The organism is Streptomyces sp. NPDC058335 (genome assembly GCF_042723915.1).
In the GTDB taxonomy this organism is placed as follows: Bacteria; Actinomycetota; Actinomycetes; order Streptomycetales; family Streptomycetaceae; genus Streptomyces.
Genome location: NZ_JBHXHX010000006.1, coordinates 184482 through 203552 on the forward strand (window position 1 = coordinate 184482; position 19071 = coordinate 203552).

Consider the following 19071-nt stretch of genomic DNA (forward strand, 5'->3'; position numbering starts at 1 on the left):
GGGGTTGGGGGTGGGGTTGTGTTTCTGGGGCGGGGGGGTCTGGGTGGTGGGGGCGGGGGGCGGGGGCGGGGCGGGGGCGGTGGCGGGTTCGGGGCCCCTGTTGTCGCTCCGTTCTGGGCGCGCCGCGCCCCCCCCCCCGCCCCTCCTCGTGCACGTCGGCCGTGCGCGCCGAGGACTGGGGCCACGCGCCACGACCGTCCCTTCCGCCGCCGGTCGGCGTGGGAACGTGCCGAGGCCCGGCGCCCCTTTCGGGGGGCCGGGCCTCGGGGGTGACTTGCGTCAGTGGGAGTGGCCGTGGCTGTGACCACCGGCGGCCGGCTCCTCTTCTTCCTTCTTCTCGACGACCAGGGTCTCGGTCGTGAGGAGGAGGGAGGCGATGGAGGCGGCGTTCTCCAGGGCGGAGCGGGTGACCTTGACCGGGTCGATGACGCCGGCCTTGACCAGGTCGCCGTACTCGCCGGTCGCGGCGTTGAAGCCCTGGCCCTTGTCGAGCTCGGCGACCTTGGAGGTGATGACGTAACCCTCCAGGCCGGCGTTCTCGGCGATCCAGCGCAGCGGCTCGACGGCGGCCTTGCGGACGACCGCGACACCGGTGGCCTCGTCGCCGGTCTTGCCGAGGTTGCCCTCGAGGACCTTCACGGCGTGGACGAGCGCGGAGCCACCGCCGGAGACGATGCCCTCCTCGACCGCGGCGCGGGTCGCGGAGATGGCGTCCTCGAGGCGGTGCTTCTTCTCCTTCAGCTCCACCTCGGTGGCGGCGCCGACCTTGATCACGCAGACGCCGCCGGCCAGCTTCGCGAGGCGCTCCTGGAGCTTCTCGCGGTCCCAGTCGGAGTCCGTGTTCTCGATCTCGGCCTTGATCTGCGCGACGCGGCCGTGGACTTCCTCGGTCTTGCCGGCACCGTCGACGACCGTGGTGTCGTCCTTGGTGACGGTGACGCGGCGCGCGGAACCCAGCACGTCGACGCCGACCTGGTCGAGCTTGAGGCCGACCTCCTCGGAGATGACCGTGGCGCCGGTGAGGACCGCGAGGTCCTGCAGCATCGCCTTGCGGCGGTCACCGAAGCCGGGGGCCTTCACCGCGACGGCGTTGAACGTGCCACGGATCTTGTTCACGACCAGGGTGGAGAGCGCCTCGCCCTCCAGGTCCTCGGCGATGATCAGCAGCGGCCGGGAGGAGTTGGTCTGGATGACCTTCTCCAGCAGCGGCAGCATGTCGGCGATCGAGGAGATCTTGCCCTGGTTGATGAGGATGTAGGGGTCCTCGAGGACGGCCTCCATGCGCTCCTGGTCCGTCACGAAGTACGGCGACAGGTAGCCCTTGTCGAAGGCCATGCCCTCGGTGAAGTCCAGCTCCAGACCGAAGGTGTTGGACTCCTCGACGGTGATGACACCGTCCTTGCCGACCTTGTCCATCGCCTCGGCGATCAGCTCGCCGACCTGCGTGTCCTGCGCGGACAGCGCGGCCACGGCGGCGATGTCGGACTTCTCCTCGATCGGGCGGGCCGAGGCCAGCAGCTCGTCGGAGACGGCCCTGACCGCGGCGTCGATGCCCTTCTTGAGGAGGGCGGGCGACGCGCCGGCGGCGACGTTCTTCAGGCCCTCGCGGACCAGCGCCTGGGCGAGCACGGTGGCGGTGGTGGTGCCGTCACCCGCGATGTCGTTGGTCTTGGTCGCCACCTCCTTCACCAGCTGCGCGCCGAGGTTCTCGTACGGGTCATCGAGCTCGACCTCGCGGGCGATCGTGACACCGTCGTTGGTGATGGTGGGGGCACCGAACTTCTTGTCGATGACGACGTTGCGGCCCTTGGGGCCGATCGTCACCTTGACCGTGTCGGCAAGCTTGTTGACGCCGCGCTCGAGGGCGCGACGGGCGTCCTCGTCGAACTTCAGGATCTTCGCCATGACAGCGGGAGCCCTCTCGGGATCTGGTGGGTGAAAAAGACACTGCGCCCCGGGCGCCCGGGTTCTTATGTGGTCGCGGGGGCCAGGGGCGCAGCTTGAAGCGGAATGCTTCCGGTGAATCCGGGTGAATTACTTCTCGATGATCGCGAGAACGTCGCGAGCCGAGAGGACGAGGTACTCCTCGCCGTTGTACTTCACCTCGGTGCCGCCGTACTTGCTGTACAGAACGACGTCGCCGACCTTGACGTCGAGCGGCAGGCGCTCGCCGTTCTCGAATCGGCCCGGACCAACGGCGAGGACAGCACCCTCCTGGGGCTTCTCCTTCGCAGTGTCCGGGATGACCAGGCCAGAGGCGGTGGTCTGCTCGGCGTCGAGCGGCTGGACCACAATGCGGTCCTCGAGCGGCTTGATGGCAACCTTGGAGCTGGTGGTCGTCACGATCCGACCTCCCCCTTCGGAGATCTCACGGGGTTAACTGTCTGAGGTGGCGACCAGGTGGATCCGTCGTCGCGGGTGCCGGACCTGCCCGTCGCGTTGTTGGCACTCTCCACTGGGGAGTGCCAGAGCTGAGACTATGACCGTGGTTAGCACTCGGTCAAGCGGAGTGCCAGATCGGTGCGGCGGTTCAGCCTGGATCGGGGCTCCGGGCGGGCCGTCAGCCGGGGCCCGCCTCGGCCGAATCTTCTGACCGGCGCTCAGAGGTAGTTCTCCAGGCGCCCCACCGTCAGGCCCTGTCGCTGGATCTGCCGCAGCAGTCTCGCCGTGCGTTCTCGCAGGGGCGGGCCCCTCGTCTCGTCCGGGTCCACGGCGATGATGTCTCCGGGGCGCAGGCGGTGGGAGCCGTGGGTGTAGCTGAGGTCGGTGGGGCCCATCGAGGCCCGCCACAGGACGACCGCGGTGATCCCGCAGTCGGCGGCGGCCCGCAGGGTGGTCGTGTCGTATGTGCCGTAGGGCGGGCGGAACAGGCGGGGGCGCAGGCCGAAGCGGGACTTGAGCTTGTTCTGCTGGCCGCAGATCTCGGCGCGCTGGCCGGCGTACGGCAGGCCGCGCAGCGCGGCGTGGTCCAGCGTGTGGTTCTGGAGGCCGGCGCCCACCGACCGCAGCCGGGCGAAGTGGGCGTAGCCGGGGCCCACCACGCTGTCGGTGAGGAACATGCTGACGGGCAGGCGCAGCTCGCGGACCATGTCGACGAATCGGGGGTCGCGTTCGGCACCGTCGTCGTAGGTGAGGAAGACGACCTTGTCGCGGGTCGGGATCCGGTCGACGACCGGGGGAAGCGCCGGGTCCGCCGGGCGTCCCGGGCTGCCTGCGAGGGGGGCGGTCGCCGGGGTGGGGGCGGCGGCGAGCGGGGCGGTCAGGCCCCAGCGGCGGTACGGCTGCTGCGCGGCGGGCGCCGCCGACCGCACACGTTCCGTCGCCTTGCGGCCCAGGGGTTCGATCGGGTCGGCCGACCGGGCGCAGCCGGTCAGCGTCACGGTCATGGCCAGCGTCACGGCCGTCCCCGCCCCCGTGGCCCCCCGCCTCCTCACAGGTAGTCCTCCAGTCGGGCCACCGCGTAGCCCTTCTGGGTGACCAGGTCCATGAAGCGGCGGATCATGTCGGGCATGGTGCCCTTCCAGTCGGCGTGGCCGCGGAAGTGGGTGAGGACGATGTCGCCGGGGTGGAGGTCGCGGTCCCACTCCCGGTAGTCCCAGTGGTCGACGAAGACCTCCTCGCTCCACAGCGGGGCGTACTTCACGCCGCAGCTCTTCGCCGCGCGCAGGGTGTCGCGGTTGTAGTTGCCGAAGGGCGGGCGGAAGAGTTCGGGGCGTTTGCCGTAGTGCTTCTCGATGACGTCCTGCATGCCGCAGATCTCGTGTTTCTGGCGGCTGTAGGAGAGGTCGGGCAGGTAGGGGTGGTGGAGGGTGTGGTTGTTGAGGGTCACTCCCCTGTCCTGCATCTTCTTGAAGTAGCCGTAGTCCTCCTTGACGAGGTAGTCGCTGAGGAAGGCCGTGTAGGGGATCTTCAGGTCGCTCATCATCCGCAGGAACGCCGGGTCCTTCTCGGCGCCGTCGTCGATGGTGAGGAAGACGACCTTGTCCTTGGTGGGGACGGTGGTGAAGACCGGCGGGAGGTCCAGTTCCTCGTGGTCCTCCACCTCGAAGCCCTCGCGGGTGGTGATCGCCGGTTTGGTCGCGGGCGGCGCGGGGGGTGTCAGCGGGACCTTCCTCAGCCCCCAGCGTCTGGCCGCGGCGGCGCGGGCGGCGTAGGTGTGCTTGGCGCCGGCGGCCTGCTCCTGGGGTGACTGTCCGCCGGGGGCGGGACGGGTTCCGGCCGCGCCGGTGGCGCCGGGGCCCGTGGCGCCGGGCCCTGTCGTGCCCGGTGCGCAGCCGGAGGCGACGGCGGCCAGGGCGAGGACGGCGATGCCGGTCCTGACGCCCACACGCCGCATCCCCTTTTTGTCATTTTGTACGACTGATCCTGATCCCATGGCGCCGGATCCTCGCAGGCACCGCCGCCCAACCCCGCCCGACACCGCCGCCGGAGGCGCACCATCCACCGACTGGCCCACAATGACCCGGTGAACGACCTCGCCCCGCTCCTCACCCCCGAGGGCCGCGCCCTCCTCGACGCCGTACGCGGCACCGCCCCCGCCGACGAACTGGCCGTCGCCACCCGGCTGCGCCGCGAGCACCCCGCCGAGCTGGTCTCGGCGGCGCTCGGACAGGCCCGGCTGCGGCAGCGGGCGGCGGCGAAGTTCGGAGCCGAGGACGCGGGGCGGATGTTCTTCACGCCCAACGGGGTCGAGCAGTCGACCCGGGCGAGTGTCGCCGGCCACCGGGCCGAGCGGATGAGGGCGCTCGGCGTGACCTCGGTCGCCGACCTGTGCTGCGGGATCGGCGGCGACGCGATCGCGCTCGCGCGCGCGGGCATCAGGGTCCTCGCCGTGGACCGCGATCCGCTGACGGCGGCGGTGGCGCGGACCAACGCCGAGGCGCTGGGGCTCGCCGGCCTCATCGACGTACGGGAGGCGGACGTCACGGAGGTCGACACAGGGGGGTACGACGCCGTGTTCGTCGATCCGGCGCGGCGGGGCGGCCGGGGGCGGATCTTCGATCCGGAGGCCTACTCGCCGCCGCTCTCGTGGGCCATCGGGGCGGTTCTGAAGGCTCCGCACGGGGCGTTGAAGGTCGCGCCCGGCATCCCGCACGACGTCGTTCCCGCCGGTGCCGAGGCCGAGTGGATCTCCGACGGCGGGGACGTGAAGGAGGCCGTGCTGTGGTTCGGCACCGAGCCGGGGGCCGTGCGCGCCACCCTCCTTCCCGGCCCGCGCACCCTGCTCGGCACCGGCCTGCCCGACCCTCGGGTCCGGCCGGTCGGGCGTTATCTCTACGAGCCGGACGGTGCCGTCATCCGGGCCCATCTGGTCGCCGAGGTCGCACGGGACCTGGACGGCGGGCTCGTCGACGAGACCATCGCCTACATCACCGCGGACACGCTCCGGCCGACGCCGTACGCCACCGCCTACGAGATCACCGACCGGCTGCCCTTCAACGTGAAGAAGCTGAAGGCGCTGCTGCGGGAGCGCGGGGTGGGGATCCTGACCGTGAAGAAGCGTGGCTCGGCGGTGGAGCCGGAGGAACTGCGCAAGAAGGTCAAGCCGCAGGGGCCGCACTCGGCGACCGTGTTCCTCACCCGGGTCGCGGGGGCGCCGACGATGCTCGTCGGTCACCCGGCCTGAGCGGCCCGCCGCAGCATCAGCTCGCGTTCCCGTTCGTTGCCGGTCAGGCTCGCGGCCCGCTCGAACTCCGCGCGCGCCTCCGCCGTACGGCCCAGGCGCCGGAGCAGGTCGCCGCGGACGCTGGGGAGCAGGTGGTAGTCGCGCAGGGCCGGTTCGGCGGCGAGGGTGTCGACGATCCGCAGGGCGGGTTCCGGGCCCTCGGCCATGGACACGGCGACCGCGCGGTTCAGTTCGACGACCGGGGACGGGACGCGGGCCGCGAGGAGGCCGTACAGCGTGGCGATGGCACGCCAGTCGGTCTCCTCGTAGGAGTACGCGTGCGCGTGGCAGGCGGCGATGGCCGCCTGGAGGACGTAGGGGCCGGGCGCGCCGGTGGCGGCCGCCTCCGCGCGGCCGAGGGCGGTGATGCCACGGGAGATCAGCATGCGGTTCCAGCGGCGGCGGTTCTGGTCCTTCAGGAGGACGGGTGTGCCGTCGGGGGCGGTGCGGGCGGCCGTGCGGGAGGACTGGAACTCCAGCAGCGCGGCCAGGCCGTGCACCTCGGGCTCCTTCGGCATCAGGGCGGCCAGCCGACGGGCCAGCCGCAGGGCGTCCTCGCACAGGCCGGGCCGCAGCCAGTCGTCGCCCGCGGTGGCCGCGTACCCCTCGTTGAAGATCAGGTAGATGACCTCCAGGACCGACCCGAGCCGGGCCTCGCGGTCGGGCCCGTAGGGCACCTCGAAGGCGACGTTCTTCCTGGCCAGGGTGCGTTTGGCGCGGACGATGCGCTGGGCGACCGTCGGCTCGGGGACGAGGTGGGCGCGGGCGATCTCGGCCGTGGTGAGGCCGCCGAGCAGCCGCAGGGTGAGGGCGATGCGGGCCTCGGCGGACAGCACCGGGTGGCAGGAGGTGAAGACCAGGCGGAGCAGGTCGTCGTCGATGTCCTCGGGGTCCGAGGGCTCCGGCGCGGGCGTCGTCGTCTCCAGGTCCCGGCCGATCTCCGCCAGCTTGCGGGCGTACGTCTCCCGGCGGCGGACCAGGTCGACGGCGCGGTGCCTGGCGGTGGCGGTGAGCCAGGCTCCGGGGTTGTCGGGGACGCCCTCGCGGGGCCACCGTTCCAGGGCGGCGACCAGGGCGTCCTGCGCCAGCTCCTCGGCGATGCCGACGTCCCGGACGATCCGGGCGACGGCGGCGACGACGCGGGGCGACTCCAGGCGGAAGACGGTTTCGATGGCGGCCGTGGCGCTGCGGGGGCCGGCGGCGGGCTGTTGGTCCACAGCCCACCATCGAACACCCTGCCGGGGTCGCGGGGAAGGAACTTCAGCCCCCCTCGGTCTCAACGCCCCTCGATCTCAGCCCTCCTCGATCTCCCGGACCTCCAGGGTCAGGGTCCAGTCGTCGCCGTGGACCTTCAGGAAACGCTTGGCCCACTCGAGCGCCTCGGCCTTGTCCTTGCACTGCATGATCGCGTAGCCGCCGACGACCTCCTTGGTCTCGGTGAAAGGGCCGTCCGTGAAGGAGACCTCGCCACCCTTGAGGTGGGCGCGGGTGCCCTGCGCGGAGGGCAGCAGACCGGCGGTGTCGAGCATGACGCCGGCCTTGGTGATCTCCTCCAGCAGCTCGCCCATCCGCTGCATCAGCTCGGGGCTGGGACCCTCGGCCGGCACGTTCGACTCGTCGATCCTCACCAGGGACAGGTAGCGGGGCATGGTGGCTCCTCGGGTGGTGCGGGGACCGGGCTCCTCCCGGCCTCTCACCCATGCGTCGAACGGGGAACGGCCGGATCGACACCCTCGCCGACATTTTCCGAAGCTTTTTTCCGCAGGCCGCCGCCGAAGTCGTTTCCGCAGGTCGCGGCTCAGCCCTGCCGGAGCGACTCCCACAGGTCACTCGCCTCGGGCTCGTCGGGGACGACCCGGTTGCGGTCCGACGGCGCGGGCAGCACCGGCATGGTGACGGTGGTGACGTTCGCGGCGGACAGGCCCTTGAGGCTCTGGCCGAGTTCCATCAGCTGGGCGAGGGAGTCGAGGCCGGTGTCGGTGGTGAGGCTGCCGGTGACCGCGTCGGCGACGCGGTAGAGCCGGGAGGGGCTGGTCAGCAGGTCGGTCGCGGAGATCTGCTCCAGCAGGGCCTTCACCAGGGTCTGCTGGAGGCCGATGCGGCCGAGGTCGCTGCCGTCGCCGATGCCGTGCCGGGTGCGGGCGAGGGCGAGTGCCCGCGTGCCGTCGAGATGGTGGGTACCGGCCGCGAGGCTCAGGTGGCTGTCCTCGTCCTCGATGTCCTCGGTGGTGGTGACGGTGACCCCGCCGAGCGCGTCGACGAGCTTCGCGAAGCCGGCGAAGTCGACCTCGACGAAGTGGTCCATGCGGACGTCCGTGAGCGATTCGACGGTCTTGACCGCGCAGACCGGGCCGCCGAGCGAGTAGGCGCTGTTGAACATCGCGCCGTGGGAGACCTCGCTCGTGCCGCCGGAGGGCAGCGGGCAGGAGGGGCGGGTGACGAGGGTGTCGCGCGGGATGCTGACCACGGTGGCGCTGGTGCGGCCGGCGTCGATGTGCACGACCATCGCGGTGTCGGAGCGGGCCCCGGAGCTGTCGCCGCCGCCGAGTTGCTGGTTCTCGTCGCCGCTGCGCGAGTCCGAGCCGAGGACCAGGATGTTGACGGCCTCGGTGGGCAGCGGGGCGGCTGAGGCCGTACCGGACGGGGACGGGGTGGTGACCGCGCGGGGCGGGCGATTGTCGCCGAGCGCGCTGTCGACGTCGACGCTCCGGATGTTGTCGTTCAGTTGCCAGTACACCCCGCCCGCCGCCGCCACGCCCAGCACGAGGGTGCCGGCCAAGGTGAGGCCGACGGCCTTGAGCGTTCTCGACCGCCGGCCCCGCTGTCTTTCCCCGTGCCCGTCTCCGTGCCCGTCTCCGGGCTCGCGCCCGTGCCCGCTCGCATCGTGTCCCGTCACACAAGGAACGTACGTCCGAATTATTAGCGGACTGTTAGGAACGACGGCCCGAGCGGGATTTCTTCGGAAAATCTCACGCTCGGCGAGTCACCGTTGCCCCTCTCACCCCGCTCATCCCAGCGTCACCGTCGGCACCGGATTGCTGCCGCTCCACGAGCCGTTGAATCCGAAGGTCACCGAACCGCCGTCGGGAACCGTCCCGTTGTACGAGGCGTTGGAGCAGGTGACGGCCACCCCCGTCTGTGCGCAGGTCGCGTTCCAGGCCTGCGTGATCCGCTGCCCCGCACCGAAGTTCCAGCTCGCCTTCCACGACGACAGTGCCGCCCCCGAGCAGGCGACCCTCACCTGCCCGGTGAAGCCGGTGCTCCACTGGCTGGTGACGCTGTAGGCCGCCGTGCAGGCACCCGTGGGCGGCTCGGTCGTGGTCCCGCCGAGCGCCTCGGCGATCGCGCGGTACGCCGGTTTCGGCGCGTAGTTCTCGTCGTACGGCGTCGCCGCGCCCTGCCCCGGGAAGGTGTCCGGGATCCAGGAGTCGGAGTCGGTGAATCCCCACACCGTGACACCGGTGCAGCGGGTCACCGCCAGGCAGGCGTTCATGACGGCCTTGTAGTCGGCGGCCTGCTGGGTGAGCTTGGCGCTGTCCGAGGGCAGCTGCATCCGGATGTCCAGCTCGGTGATGGCCACGTCCACACCGAGGTCGGCGAAGCGCTGGATGTTCTGCTGGAAGGTGGACGGCACCTGACCGACGATCAGGTGAGCCTGGAGGCCGACGCCGTCGATCGGGACGCCCCGCTCCTTCAGCGACTTCACCAGGTTGTACAGGGCGGTGGACTTCGCGTTGACGCCCTCGACGTTGTAGTCGTTGATGTACAGCTCGGCGGCCGGGTCGGCGGCCCGCGCCCAGGTGAGGGCGCTGGCGATGTAGTCCGCGCCGAGGCCGTTGTACCAGAGGGTCGGGCGGTAGGTGCCGTCCTCGTTGAAGGGCTCGTTGACGACGTCCCAGGCGGCGACACGGCCCTTGTAGCGCCCGACCTCGGTGTTGATGTGGTTCTGCATCAGCGTGCTGAGCTGGGCGGGCGTCCAGCTGCCGTTGGCCAGCCAGTTGGGGTTCTGGCTGTGCCAGACCAGGGTGTGGCCGCGCACGTCCTGGTCGTGGGCCTCGGCGAAGTTCACGATCTGGTCGGCCTCGGCCCAGTTGAAGCTGCCCTGGGTGGGCTCGACCGAGCCCCATTTCATGGCGTTGCCCGGGGTGAGCCAGTTGAACTCCCGGCCGGCGATGTCGCCGTAGGTGCCGGTGAGCTTGGAGCCGGTGACCGCCGTGCCCATGACCTTGCCCTTGGCCGCGGCGAGGTCGCGCAGCGGCGTGTCGGCGGCGTGGGCGGTGGTGGCGCCGGCGGAGATCAGTGCGCCGACGGTGGCCACCCCGGCGAGCAGGGCGGCGAGACGGGTGCGGAACGACGGACCGGACGCTCTCGTGGACGGACCGGACGGTGCCCTGAGCGGACGGGAGGGTGTCGTTGACGGACTGGAGGTTCTCATTGCGGGTGCCTCCGAAAGTTTCGGTCGTACAACCGATTGACTTCGGAGGAGTGTGGAGGCCCCCTCCCCACCCGTCAATACGTCAACTTCCGGCCAACGGCGGTGCTCCCGTGCTCGCCCGCACCACCAGGCTGGTCGCCAGCTCCACCCGGGTCGCCGCGGGCGCCTCGACGGCCCGCCCCAGCTCCAGCACCAGCCGGGCCGCCGCCTCGGCCATCTCGGTCAGCGGCTGCCGTACGGTCGTCAGCGGCGGGCCGACCCAGCGGGCCACCGGCAGATCGTCGAAGCCGACCACGCTCACGTCCTCGGGGATGCGCAGCCCCAGCTCACGGGCGGCCTCGTAGAGGCCGAGCGCCTGGAGGTCGTTGCCGGCGAACACGGCCGTGGGCCGGTCGGGGCGGGCGAGGAGTTCGCGGCCGAGCCGGTAGCCGGTCTCGTGGTGGAAGTCGCCGGTCTTGACCATCTCGGGGTCGACCGGCAGCCCGGCCGTCTCCAGGGCGGCACGGTAGCCGTCGACCCGGGCCCGGCTGCACATCATCTGCGGGGGCCCGCTGATCGCCCCGATCCGCCGGTGGCCCAGTTCGACCAGGTGCCGGGTGGCGGCGAGGCCGCCCTGCCAGTTGGTGGCACCGATGGAGGGCACATCGGCGCCGGGGTCGCCCGCCGGGTCCATCACCACGAACGGGATGGACCGGCTGGTCAGCAGCGCCCGCTGGGACTCGTCGAGCCCGGACAGCACCAGCACCACGCCGTGCGGGCGGCGGGCGGCGACCTGGTCGGCCCAGGTCCGTCCGGGGGTGAGCCGCCCGGCGCTCTCGCTGAGCACCACGCTCAGCCCGGCGTCCCGCGCGACGTTCTCCACGCCCCGGATGACCTCCATCGCCCAGGCGCTCTCCAGCTCGTGGAAGACCAGGTCGATCAGGGGCGAGCGGGTCGCCTCGGCCCGGCGGCGCCGGTAGCCGTGGGCGCGCAGCAGCCCCTCGACGCGGGTCCGGGTGGCGGGGGCGACGTCGGCGCGGCCGTTGAGGACCTTCGAAACAGTCGGCGCCGAGACGCCCGCCTCGCGCGCGATCTCCGCAAGGGTGGCCGTCTGTGCCGCCGGTCGCCGTGTCGGCCGGTCTTCCGTCCGCGTCTCAGCGGGCTCCGAGGGTGTCATGGCGGCGATCGTATCCCCGCACTCCCTCTTGACGAACCCATGGGGACGCCATAGGTTCCCGGAACATTCGGAGTAAAGCTCGAAACATTCGTTGTGGTTGGATTCCAGCTCTGGTGGCTCACCGACCTCTGACAGGAGTTTCATGACCACCGCCCCCTGGCGTGACCCCGCCCTGCCCGCCGTCGCCCGCGTCGAGGATCTCCTCTCCCGGATGACCCTCGAGGAGAAGACCGCCCAGCTGTACGGCGTGTGGGTCGGCGCCGATACGGACGGCGACGGAGTCGCCCCGCACCAGCACGACATGACCGCGGAGTACGACTGGGACGAGCTGATCAGCCACGGCCTCGGCCAGCTGACCCGCTCCTTCGGCACGGCCCCCGTGGACCCGGCGCTCGGCGCTCGCGCCCTGGCCCGCGCGCAGCGCCGGATCGCCGCCGCGGGCCGCTTCGGCATCCCCGCGGTGGCGCACGAGGAGTGCCTGGCCGGTTTCACCGCCTGGCGCGCCACCGCCTACCCGGTCCCGCTCGCCTGGGGTGCCGCCTTCGACCCGCCGCTGGTCGAGGAGATGGCCCGGCGCATCGGCCGTGACCTGCGCTCGGTCGGCGTCCACCAGGGCCTCGCGCCCGTCCTGGACGTCGTACGCGATCCGCGCTGGGGACGGGTCGAGGAGACCATCGGGGAGGACCCGTACCTGGTCGGCACGGTCGGCGCGGCCTATGTGCGCGGGCTGGAGTCGGCGGGGATCGTCGCCACGCTCAAGCACTTCGCCGGGTACGCCTCCTCGGTGGGCGCGCGCAATCTGGCCCCCGTGCGGGCGGGCACCCGCGAGTTCGCGGACGTGACCCTGCCGCCGTTCGAGATGGCGCTGCGCGAGGGCGGCGCCCGCTCGGTCATGGCCGCCTACACCGAACGCGACGGCGTCCCGGCCTCCGCCGACCCGGAACTGCTCACCCGGCTCCTGCGCGAGGACTGGGGCTTCACCGGCACGGTGGTCGCCGACTACTTCGGCATCGGCTTCCTCCAGACCCTGCACCGGGTGGCGGGCACCCCCGCGCGCGCCGCCCACCTGGCGCTGGAGGCCGGCATCGATGTCGAGCTGCCGACCGTGAAGTACTACGGCGACGCGCTGATCGCGGCCGTCCGCGCGGGCGAGGTCCCCGAGGACCTGATCGACCGGGCCGCCCGCCGGGTCCTGCTCCAGAAGTGCGAGCTGGGCCTCCTTGACGAGGACTGGCAGCCGGAGACCCCGGAGACGGTCGACCTCGACTCGGCGGCGAACCGGGCGGTGGCCCGCCGGCTGGCCGAGGAGTCGGTGGTCCTGCTGGACAACCCGGACGGGCTGCTCCCCCTCGCCCCCGACACCCGGATCGCGGTCGTCGGCCCGAGGGCGGCGGACGCCCTGGCGATGCTCGGCTGCTACTCCTTCCCCTCCCACGTCCTCACCCACCACCCCGAGGCCGAGCTGGGCATCGAGATCCCGACGCTGCTGGAGTCGCTGCGCGCCCAACTCCCCGACGCCAAGGTCACGTTCGCCGAGGGCTGCCCGGTCTCCGACCCGGACACCACGGGCATCGAGGAGGCCGTCACGCGGGCCGCCGAGGCCGACGTGTGCCTGGCGGTCCTGGGCGACCGGGCGGGCCTGTTCGGCCGGGGCACCTCGGGCGAGGGCTGCGACGTGGCGGACCTGCGGCTGCCCGGCGTCCAGGGCGAGTTGCTGGACGCGCTGGTGGCGACGGGCGTCCCGGTGGTCCTGGTCCTGCTCACCGGCCGCCCCTACGCGCTCGGCCGCTGGCACGGGCGCCTGGGCGCCGTCGTCCAGGCGTTCTTCCCCGGCGAGGAGGGAGGTCCGGCGGTCGCGGGAGTGCTCTCGGGCCGCGTCAACCCCTCGGGCCGGCTGCCCGTGAGCGTGCCCCAGGTGACGGGCGGCCAGCCGTGGACCTACCTCCAGCCGCCCCTGGGCCTCGCCGGAGAGGTCAGCAACCTGGACCCGACCCCGCTGTACCCGTTCGGACACGGCCGCTCGTACACGACGTTCGCCTGGGAGGACGTCGACGGACCGGAGACCGCCCTCGGCACGGACGGCTCGTACGACCTCTCGCTGACCGTCCGCAACACCGGCGACCGGGCGGGCGCCGAGGTGGTCCAGCTCTACCTGCACGACCCGGTGGCCGGCGTGACCCGCCCCGACGTACGGCTGATCGGCTACCAGCGGCTGGAACTGGCCGCGGGCGGGTCGGCCCGCGTGACCTTCCACTTCCACACCGACCTGTCGGCCTTCACCGACCGCGGCGGGCGGCGCGTGGTGGAACCGGGCGACCTGGAACTTCGCCTCGGCACGTCCAGCGCGGACGTACGGCACACGACGCGGCTCAGCCTCACGGGGCCGGTACGGGTGCTGGGACCGGACCGGCGGATGCGCTGCGAGACGAGGGTGACGGGACAGGCGTAGAGCCCCGGCTCAGTCCGGTTCCACCGCCTCGAACCGCCATCGGTGCACGGCGCGCGCGACCAACTCGCCGTCGGGCTCCGGCAGTTCCGGGAGGTCCGCGTCGAAGTCCGCGTCCCACCAGGTGATGACGAGGACCCGGTCCTGCGGGGCGCGGAAGGTCTCGCGGCGTACGGGAGGGCGCGGGAGCCGCTGCTCCCGCGCCCACGCCAGCAGTTCCGCGCCCCGGCCGTCCGCCGCGCGGGCCTCCCACATCAGCGCCACCGTCATGAGTACAGGTTGTCCTTGCTGACCTCGTGCACATGGTCGTGATCGTGGTCGTGCGCGCGGCCGGGGACGTGCGGGTCGGTCACCGGCAGGGACGAGTCCGCCGACAGGTCCCAGTCGGAGGCGGACCGGTTGCGGGCCACCATCTCCGCGCCGAGCGCCGCGACCATCGCGCCGTTGTCCGTGCACAGCTTGGGCCGGGGCACGCGCAGCCGGATACCGGCCGCCTCGCAGCGCTCCTGGGCCAGGACGCGCAGCCGGGAGTTGGCCGCGACGCCGCCGCCGATCATCAGATGGTCGACGCCCTGGTCACGGCAGGCGCGGACGGCCTTGCGGGTCAGCACGTCCACCACCGCCTCCTGGAAGGAGGCCGCCACGTCCCGCACCGGCACCTCCTCGCCCGCGGCCCGCTTCGCCTCGATCCAGCGGGCGACCGCCGTCTTGAGACCGGAGAAGGAGAAGTCGTACGCCGGGTCGCGGGGGCCGGTCAGGCCGCGCGGGAAGGCGATCGCGGACGGGTCGCCCTCGCGCGCGTACCGGTCGATGACGGGGCCGCCGGGGAAGCCCAGGTTCAGCACGCGGGCGATCTTGTCGAAGGCCTCTCCGGCCGCGTCGTCGATCGTCGCGCCCATCGGGCGCACGTCGGAGGTGATGTCCGAGGAGAGCAGCAGCGAGGAGTGCCCGCCGCTCACCAGCAGGGCCATCGTCGGCTCCGGCAGCGGGCCGTGCTCCAGCTGGTCCACGCAGATGTGCGAGGCCAGGTGGTTCACGCCGTACAGCGGCTTGCCGAGGGCGTACGCGTACGTCTTCGCCGCCGACACGCCGACCAGCAGCGCGCCCGCCAGACCGGGGCCCGCCGTCACGGCGATGCCGTCGAGGTCCTTCGCGGAGACGCCCGCCTCCTTCAGCGCCCGTTCGATGGTCGGGACCATCGCCTCCAGGTGCGCCCGGCTCGCCACCTCCGGCACGACCCCGCCGAACCGGGCGTGTTCGTCGACGCTGGAGGCGACGGCGTCGGCCAGCAGAGTGGTGCCGCGGACGATGCCGACGCCGGTCTCGTCGCAGGAGGTCTCGATGCCGAGGACGAGCGGTTCGTCAGTCATTGATCTCGGTTCCTTGTACTGATGTCGATTCCGTGGCGGAGCCACTGTCGGATGCCATGGTCAGGCGCATCACGAGGGCGTCCACGTTCCCCGGCTGGTAGTAGCCGCGCCGGAAGCCGATGGGCTGGAAGCCGAAGCGCTGGTACAGCTTCTGCGCGCGGACGTTGTCGACGCGGCACTCCAGCATGACCTCGGCACACTCGAAGGCGGTCGCGGCCCGCAGCAGCTCGGCCAGCAGCCGGCCGCCCAGTCCGGTGCCCCAGTGGTCGGCCGCCACGGCGATGGTCTGGACGTCGGCGAGGTCTCCGGCGGAGGCGAGGCCCGCGTAGCCGACGACGCGGTCGCCGTTCTCGGCCACGACGTACCGGCGGGTCGCCTCGGGGCCGCGGGAGTGCGCCAGCTCGGACCAGAACATGCCGCGGGACCAGGCGTCCTCGGGGAAGAGGGCCTTCTCCAGTTCGAGGACGGGATCGATGTCCCACCAGCGCATCTCGCGCAGCGCGGGGATGACGGGCTCGGTCACTTGGGGGTGACCACCTTGTAGTTCTTGGGGACCTGGGCGTCGGGCCGGCGCAGGTAGAGCGGGCGGGGCTCCGCAAGCTCCTCCCCCGCGGCCAGCCTCTCGGCGGCCAGCGAGGCGAGGGCGGCGGCGGACACGTGCTCCGGCTCGTGCGCCGCGGGGAAGGTGTCGGGGTAGAGCAGCGCTCCGGCGCCGACCGCGGGGACTCCCGCCACCTGTTCGGCGATGTCGGCCGGCCGGTCGACGGCGGGGTCGGTGACGCGGGTGCGGGAGTCGGCGTAGCGCGCCCAGTAGACCTCCTTGCGGCGGGCGTCGGTCGCCACGACGAAGGGGCCTTCGAGGTCGGTGGCGTACGCGAGGCCGTCCAGGGTGCACAGGCCGTGCACGGGGACGCCGAGCGCGAGCCCGAAGGTGTCGGCGGTCATCAGGCCGACGCGCAGCCCGGTGTACGGGCCTGGGCCGATGCCGACGACGATCCCGGTGACGGCGTCGAGCCGCTGCCCCGCCGCGGCGAGGAGACGGTCGACGGCCGGCAGCAGCAGTTCACCGTGCCGACGGGCATCCACCTGGCCGGCCGAGGCGAGGACGTCCGTGCCGTCGTGCAGGGCGACGGTGACGGCGGGGGTGGCGGTATCCAGAGCGAGCAAGAGCACGCGAACAGCCTACGGCTCCGCGGGCTCCGGGCACGGCCGCCCGGGTAAGGGGCCCACCGGCTGCTAACGTCGCCGCGAGCACGGACGTACGACGAAGAGGTGGTCGCGGTGGCAGGCAGCAGCTCGACTTTCGTGGCCGCGCTCACCGCGGCGGCCGTCGCGACCGTCGGGTTCCTCGCCTTCCAGGCCTCGGCGAACGTGCCGGTCGAGCTCACCACGCCGCAGGCGGCCGCCTCCTCCACGACGACGAAGGCCCCGCGCGACACCAGGAACCCCACCGCGCTGCCGGCCCGCTCCGGCACCGGTGAGCGGGTCGTGTACTCGGTGGACGACGACCGGGTCTGGCTGGTGACCGAGGACGGCAGGCCCACGCGCACCTTCCAGGTCGCTCCCGGCAGCGTCGACCCGCTCCCCGGCACCTACGCCGTCACCTCCCGCTCCAGCGCCGTCACCGGCACCGACGGCACCCCCATCGAGCACGTGGTGCGCTTCACCGACGTCAAGGGCGTCTCGATCGGCTTCAGCGCGGCCGTCGACGGTTCGAGACCGGTCGTCGACCCGACCAGGAAGACGGGCGGCATCCGCGCCTCACGGGCGGACGCGAACGCGCTCTGGAACTTCGCGACGATCGGGCAGCGGGTCGTCGTGATCCGCTAGGGCCTGGACGGTCAGGCGGCTTCCCGGTGCTGGACGTGCCGCTTCTCGACGGTCGTCGTCGGGTCCGGCTCGCGCGGTGGCCGGGAGACGGCCTCCGCGGCGGCGCAGGACGCCAGCAGGTCGCGCATGGACACCCCGGCGAGGGCGGACGGCCGCCGCGGGGCCTTGGGCTCGGTGGCCGGCATGGGCGCCTCCTGAGGGCCGGGGCGGACCTAGTTAGGTAGACCTAACCAAGGGCGGGATACCATGTGACCACGCCCAGGACACCGAACGCAACATCTTGCCGACGTCTTGTCGGAACCGTTCATGTGCGGCACGATCCCGCCGGCCACCGCCGCGCGCTCAGGCCGACAGCACGCCCAGGTCCGCCGAAGCCCACCGTTCACCCAGACCGGTGACCGTCACCTGCCGGACCTCGTCCGTCGTGTCGCCCACGGCCCGGTGGATACGCACCTGGAGCCGCTCCTCGGTCAGCTCCTCGACCTTCCCCTCGCCCCACTCCACGACGATCACGGACTCGGGCAGGGACACGTCGAGGTCCAGGTCCTCCATCTCGTCGAGCCCGCCGCCCAGGCGGTACGCGTCGACGTGGACGAGCGGCGGACCGTCCCCGAGGGACGGGTGGACGCGGGCGATCACGAACGTCGGTGAGGTGACCGCGCCCCGTACGCCGAGACCCTCGCCGAGCCCGCGCGTCAACGTCGTCTTGCCCGCGCCCAGTTCCCCGCTGAGCATCACGAGATCACCGGCGCTCAACAGTCCGGCCAGGCGCCGGCCCAGGTCCCGCATCTGCTCGGGGGAGGTGACCGTCAGCTCGGTCTCAGCCTTGCGCGCTGCTGCTGGTGCTTCCATAGCCACCCACGGTAACGCCTGCCGGTACGGCGCCCGCGCGGGTGAGCAGGTCGGCGAGCCGGTCGGTGACGACCTCCGGGTGCTCCAGCATCACGAGGTGCCCGGCGTCGGGGACGAGGACCAGTTCGGCGTCCGGCAGCAGGCCGGCGATGGCCTCGCTGTGCTCGCTGGGCGTCACCAGGTCCCCGATGCCGGCCAGCACCAGCACCGGCATGTCCGTGAAGCAGGCGAGCGCCTCGGTCTTGTCGTGATCCGTGAAGGCCGGGTAGAACTCGGCCACCACGTCGATCGGCGTGCCCTCGATCATCCGCTCGGCGAACCGGGCGACGGCCGGATCGACGTCCCGCGACGCGAACGAGTACCGCTTGATGATCCCCGCGAACAGATCGGCGGTGGCCCGCCGGCCCTTCTCCACCAGCGCGGCCTGCTGCCCCAGCGCCTTCAGCACGCCCGGCAGCACCCGCCGCACGGCGTTCACCCCGGCGACCGGCAGCCCGAAGTTCACCTCGCCGAGCCGCCCGGACGACGTACCGACGAAGGCGGTGGCGACGACCCGCTCGCTGATCAGCTCGGGGAACTGGGCGGCCAGCGCCATGACGGTCATCCCGCCCATGGAGTGCCCGACGAACACGATCGGCCCCTCCGGCACGGCCGCGTCGACGACCGCCTTCAGGTCGCGCCCCAGCTGGTCTATGGTCAGCGGCTCGCCGTCCCGCAACTGGGCCGCACCGCGCGCGGACCGGCCGTGGCTGCGCTGGTCCCAGTGCACGGTCCGTACGACGCCCCGCAGGGCCGCCCGCTGGAAGTGCCAGGAGTCCTGGGAGAGGCAGTAGCCGTGGCTGAAGACGACGGTGACGGGGAGCGGGGACTTGCGGCCGAACAGGCGGCGCCGCCGGTTCGCCGGTCCGCCCTGCGGCTCGACGTCGTCCACCTCGTAGTACAGCTCGGTGCCGTCGTCGGCGTACGCCTTGCCGGGGGTGCCGCGCAGCGCGCCGTAGGGGCCCGTCGAGTCCAGGGCGAGGCGGGCCTTCGCCCGCATGCCCCGGCCGACGGTCATCCGCTCCAGGGCGACTCCGGCGGCGGCGCCCGCGGCGATCACACCTATCGCGGCGCCCGCGACGCCCGTCGCCCGGCGCCAGCCGCCGGCCCCCGTGGCGGAGGCGGCGTCGACGACCGCCGAGGCGGCACTCGCCACTGCCTCCGCGCTGCTCTCGCTCACGTACCGCTCCTCTTCACCTGGTGTCGCCGGATGCCGGGGTGCCCCGCGCGCGGGTACCCGTCTGGTTCCTCTGGTTCCTCGTTCACCTGAACCGCATG

At 72.4% G+C, this 19071-nt stretch carries 19 protein-coding genes; 3 read left to right on the top strand and 16 right to left on the bottom strand.

Translation table 11 applies throughout. From position 1 onward, the window contains the following. Positions 1–279 precede the first annotated feature (279 nt). The 4 genes from groL to ACFWJX_RS13355 form a co-directional block, all read right to left on the bottom strand. A complete protein-coding gene (gene groL / locus ACFWJX_RS13340; protein ID WP_383241225.1) occupies positions 280–1905 on the bottom strand; it encodes a chaperonin GroEL in 1626 nt (541 codons plus the stop codon). A gap of 129 nt (positions 1906–2034) precedes the next feature. Beyond that, positions 2035–2343: a co-chaperone GroES gene (gene groES, locus ACFWJX_RS13345; RefSeq protein ID WP_020132158.1), complete on the bottom strand. Its 309-nt coding sequence runs from the start codon at positions 2341–2343 to the stop codon at positions 2035–2037. 257 nt (positions 2344–2600) lie between these two features. Beyond that, the gene (locus tag ACFWJX_RS13350) at positions 2601–3434 is read right to left on the bottom strand and encodes a polysaccharide deacetylase family protein (protein ID WP_383241228.1); all 834 of its coding nucleotides are present in this window, start codon (positions 3432–3434) and stop codon (positions 2601–2603) included. Next, positions 3431–4336: a polysaccharide deacetylase family protein gene (locus ACFWJX_RS13355; RefSeq protein ID WP_383241231.1), complete on the bottom strand. Its 906-nt coding sequence runs from the start codon at positions 4334–4336 to the stop codon at positions 3431–3433. Before ACFWJX_RS13355 ends, ACFWJX_RS13350 begins: the two co-directional genes overlap by 4 nt. 129 nt (positions 4337–4465) lie before the next feature. Here ACFWJX_RS13355 and ACFWJX_RS13360 point away from each other — a divergent pair, with 129 nt between their 5' ends. Next, entirely contained in the window at positions 4466–5626 is a 1161-nt protein-coding gene (locus tag ACFWJX_RS13360; protein ID WP_383241234.1) for a methyltransferase domain-containing protein, read from the top strand. Here the strand turns inward: ACFWJX_RS13360 and ACFWJX_RS13365 are convergent. The 5 genes from ACFWJX_RS13365 to ACFWJX_RS13385 all read right to left on the bottom strand — a co-directional run bounded on the left by ACFWJX_RS13365 (position 5614) and on the right by ACFWJX_RS13385 (position 11256). Continuing rightward, complete coding sequence (locus tag ACFWJX_RS13365; RefSeq protein WP_383241237.1) at positions 5614–6882, bottom strand: RNA polymerase sigma factor; 1269 nt, start codon at positions 6880–6882, stop codon at positions 5614–5616. The genes ACFWJX_RS13360 and ACFWJX_RS13365 overlap by 13 nt on opposite strands. A gap of 75 nt (positions 6883–6957) precedes the next feature. Beyond that, positions 6958–7314, bottom strand: a complete 357-nt coding sequence (locus ACFWJX_RS13370) for a YciI family protein (RefSeq protein WP_383241240.1) — start codon at positions 7312–7314, stop codon at positions 6958–6960. Positions 7315–7463: 149 nt separating this feature from the next. Further along, on the bottom strand, positions 7464–8444 hold the full coding sequence (locus tag ACFWJX_RS13375) for an LCP family protein (protein WP_383241882.1): 981 nt from the start codon (positions 8442–8444) through the stop codon (positions 7464–7466). Positions 8445–8672: 228 nt separating this feature from the next. After that, positions 8673–10100, bottom strand: a complete 1428-nt coding sequence (locus ACFWJX_RS13380) for an endo-1,4-beta-xylanase (protein ID WP_383241243.1) — start codon at positions 10098–10100, stop codon at positions 8673–8675. Positions 10101–10182: 82 nt separating this feature from the next. Next, entirely contained in the window at positions 10183–11256 is a 1074-nt protein-coding gene (locus tag ACFWJX_RS13385) for a LacI family DNA-binding transcriptional regulator (protein WP_383241245.1), read from the bottom strand. A 142-nt stretch (positions 11257–11398) separates the two neighbouring features. Here ACFWJX_RS13385 and ACFWJX_RS13390 point away from each other — a divergent pair, with 142 nt between their 5' ends. Next, on the top strand, positions 11399–13705 hold the full coding sequence (locus ACFWJX_RS13390; RefSeq protein WP_383241248.1) for a glycoside hydrolase family 3 N-terminal domain-containing protein: 2307 nt from the start codon (positions 11399–11401) through the stop codon (positions 13703–13705). A 9-nt stretch (positions 13706–13714) separates the two neighbouring features. On the opposite strand, the gene ACFWJX_RS13395 is transcribed toward ACFWJX_RS13390, so the two are convergent. The 4 genes from ACFWJX_RS13395 to tsaB are packed head-to-tail and all read right to left on the bottom strand — an operon-like array spanning position 13715 to position 16245. Continuing rightward, positions 13715–13972, bottom strand: coding sequence for a hypothetical protein (locus ACFWJX_RS13395; protein ID WP_383241251.1), 258 nt, complete (start codon positions 13970–13972; stop codon positions 13715–13717). Continuing rightward, the gene (tsaD, locus tag ACFWJX_RS13400; protein WP_383241254.1) at positions 13969–15072 is read right to left on the bottom strand and encodes a tRNA (adenosine(37)-N6)-threonylcarbamoyltransferase complex transferase subunit TsaD; all 1104 of its coding nucleotides are present in this window, start codon (positions 15070–15072) and stop codon (positions 13969–13971) included. Before tsaD ends, ACFWJX_RS13395 begins: the two co-directional genes overlap by 4 nt. Next, complete coding sequence (gene rimI / locus ACFWJX_RS13405; RefSeq protein WP_383241257.1) at positions 15065–15595, bottom strand: ribosomal protein S18-alanine N-acetyltransferase; 531 nt, start codon at positions 15593–15595, stop codon at positions 15065–15067. The genes tsaD and rimI overlap by 8 nt, the downstream gene beginning before the upstream one ends. Then, a complete protein-coding gene (gene tsaB / locus ACFWJX_RS13410) occupies positions 15592–16245 on the bottom strand; it encodes a tRNA (adenosine(37)-N6)-threonylcarbamoyltransferase complex dimerization subunit type 1 TsaB (protein ID WP_383241260.1) in 654 nt (217 codons plus the stop codon). Before tsaB ends, rimI begins: the two co-directional genes overlap by 4 nt. A 108-nt stretch (positions 16246–16353) precedes the next feature. On the opposite strand from tsaB, the gene ACFWJX_RS13415 reads away from it, so the two are divergent. Then, complete coding sequence (locus ACFWJX_RS13415) at positions 16354–16902, top strand: L,D-transpeptidase (RefSeq protein ID WP_383241263.1); 549 nt, start codon at positions 16354–16356, stop codon at positions 16900–16902. An 11-nt stretch (positions 16903–16913) separates the two neighbouring features. Here ACFWJX_RS13415 and ACFWJX_RS13420 read toward each other — a convergent pair whose 3' ends face one another. The 3 genes from ACFWJX_RS13420 to ACFWJX_RS13430 form a co-directional block, all read right to left on the bottom strand. Beyond that, a complete protein-coding gene (locus ACFWJX_RS13420; RefSeq protein WP_383241266.1) occupies positions 16914–17087 on the bottom strand; it encodes a hypothetical protein in 174 nt (57 codons plus the stop codon). Between the two features lie 157 nt (positions 17088–17244). Continuing rightward, positions 17245–17754: a tRNA (adenosine(37)-N6)-threonylcarbamoyltransferase complex ATPase subunit type 1 TsaE gene (gene tsaE / locus ACFWJX_RS13425; protein ID WP_383241269.1), complete on the bottom strand. Its 510-nt coding sequence runs from the start codon at positions 17752–17754 to the stop codon at positions 17245–17247. Further along, positions 17723–18973: an alpha/beta fold hydrolase gene (locus ACFWJX_RS13430; RefSeq protein ID WP_383241272.1), complete on the bottom strand. Its 1251-nt coding sequence runs from the start codon at positions 18971–18973 to the stop codon at positions 17723–17725. The genes tsaE and ACFWJX_RS13430 overlap by 32 nt, the downstream gene beginning before the upstream one ends. Positions 18974–19071 lie beyond the last annotated feature (98 nt).

Bases quoted from the DNA above. Each gene is read 5' to 3' on its own strand.
- ACFWJX_RS13355 (WP_383241231.1), bottom strand. From the start codon at position 4,336: ATGCGGCGTGTGGGCGTCAGGACCGGCATCGCCGTCCTCGCCCTGGCC.
- tsaE (WP_383241269.1), bottom strand. From the start codon at position 17,754: ATGGAAGCACCAGCAGCAGCGCGCAAGGCTGAGACCGAGCTGACGGTC.
- ACFWJX_RS13385 (WP_383241245.1), bottom strand. From the start codon at position 11,256: ATGACACCCTCGGAGCCCGCTGAGACGCGGACGGAAGACCGGCCGACA.
- groL (WP_383241225.1), bottom strand. From the start codon at position 1,905: ATGGCGAAGATCCTGAAGTTCGACGAGGACGCCCGTCGCGCCCTCGAG.
- ACFWJX_RS13395 (WP_383241251.1), bottom strand. From the start codon at position 13,972: ATGACGGTGGCGCTGATGTGGGAGGCCCGCGCGGCGGACGGCCGGGGC.
- ACFWJX_RS13380 (WP_383241243.1), bottom strand. From the start codon at position 10,100: ATGAGAACCTCCAGTCCGTCAACGACACCCTCCCGTCCGCTCAGGGCA.
- ACFWJX_RS13420 (WP_383241266.1), bottom strand. From the start codon at position 17,087: ATGCCGGCCACCGAGCCCAAGGCCCCGCGGCGGCCGTCCGCCCTCGCC.
- tsaD (WP_383241254.1), bottom strand. From the start codon at position 15,072: ATGACTGACGAACCGCTCGTCCTCGGCATCGAGACCTCCTGCGACGAG.
- ACFWJX_RS13370 (WP_383241240.1), bottom strand. From the start codon at position 7,314: ATGCCCCGCTACCTGTCCCTGGTGAGGATCGACGAGTCGAACGTGCCG.
- ACFWJX_RS13390 (WP_383241248.1), top strand. From the start codon at position 11,399: ATGACCACCGCCCCCTGGCGTGACCCCGCCCTGCCCGCCGTCGCCCGC.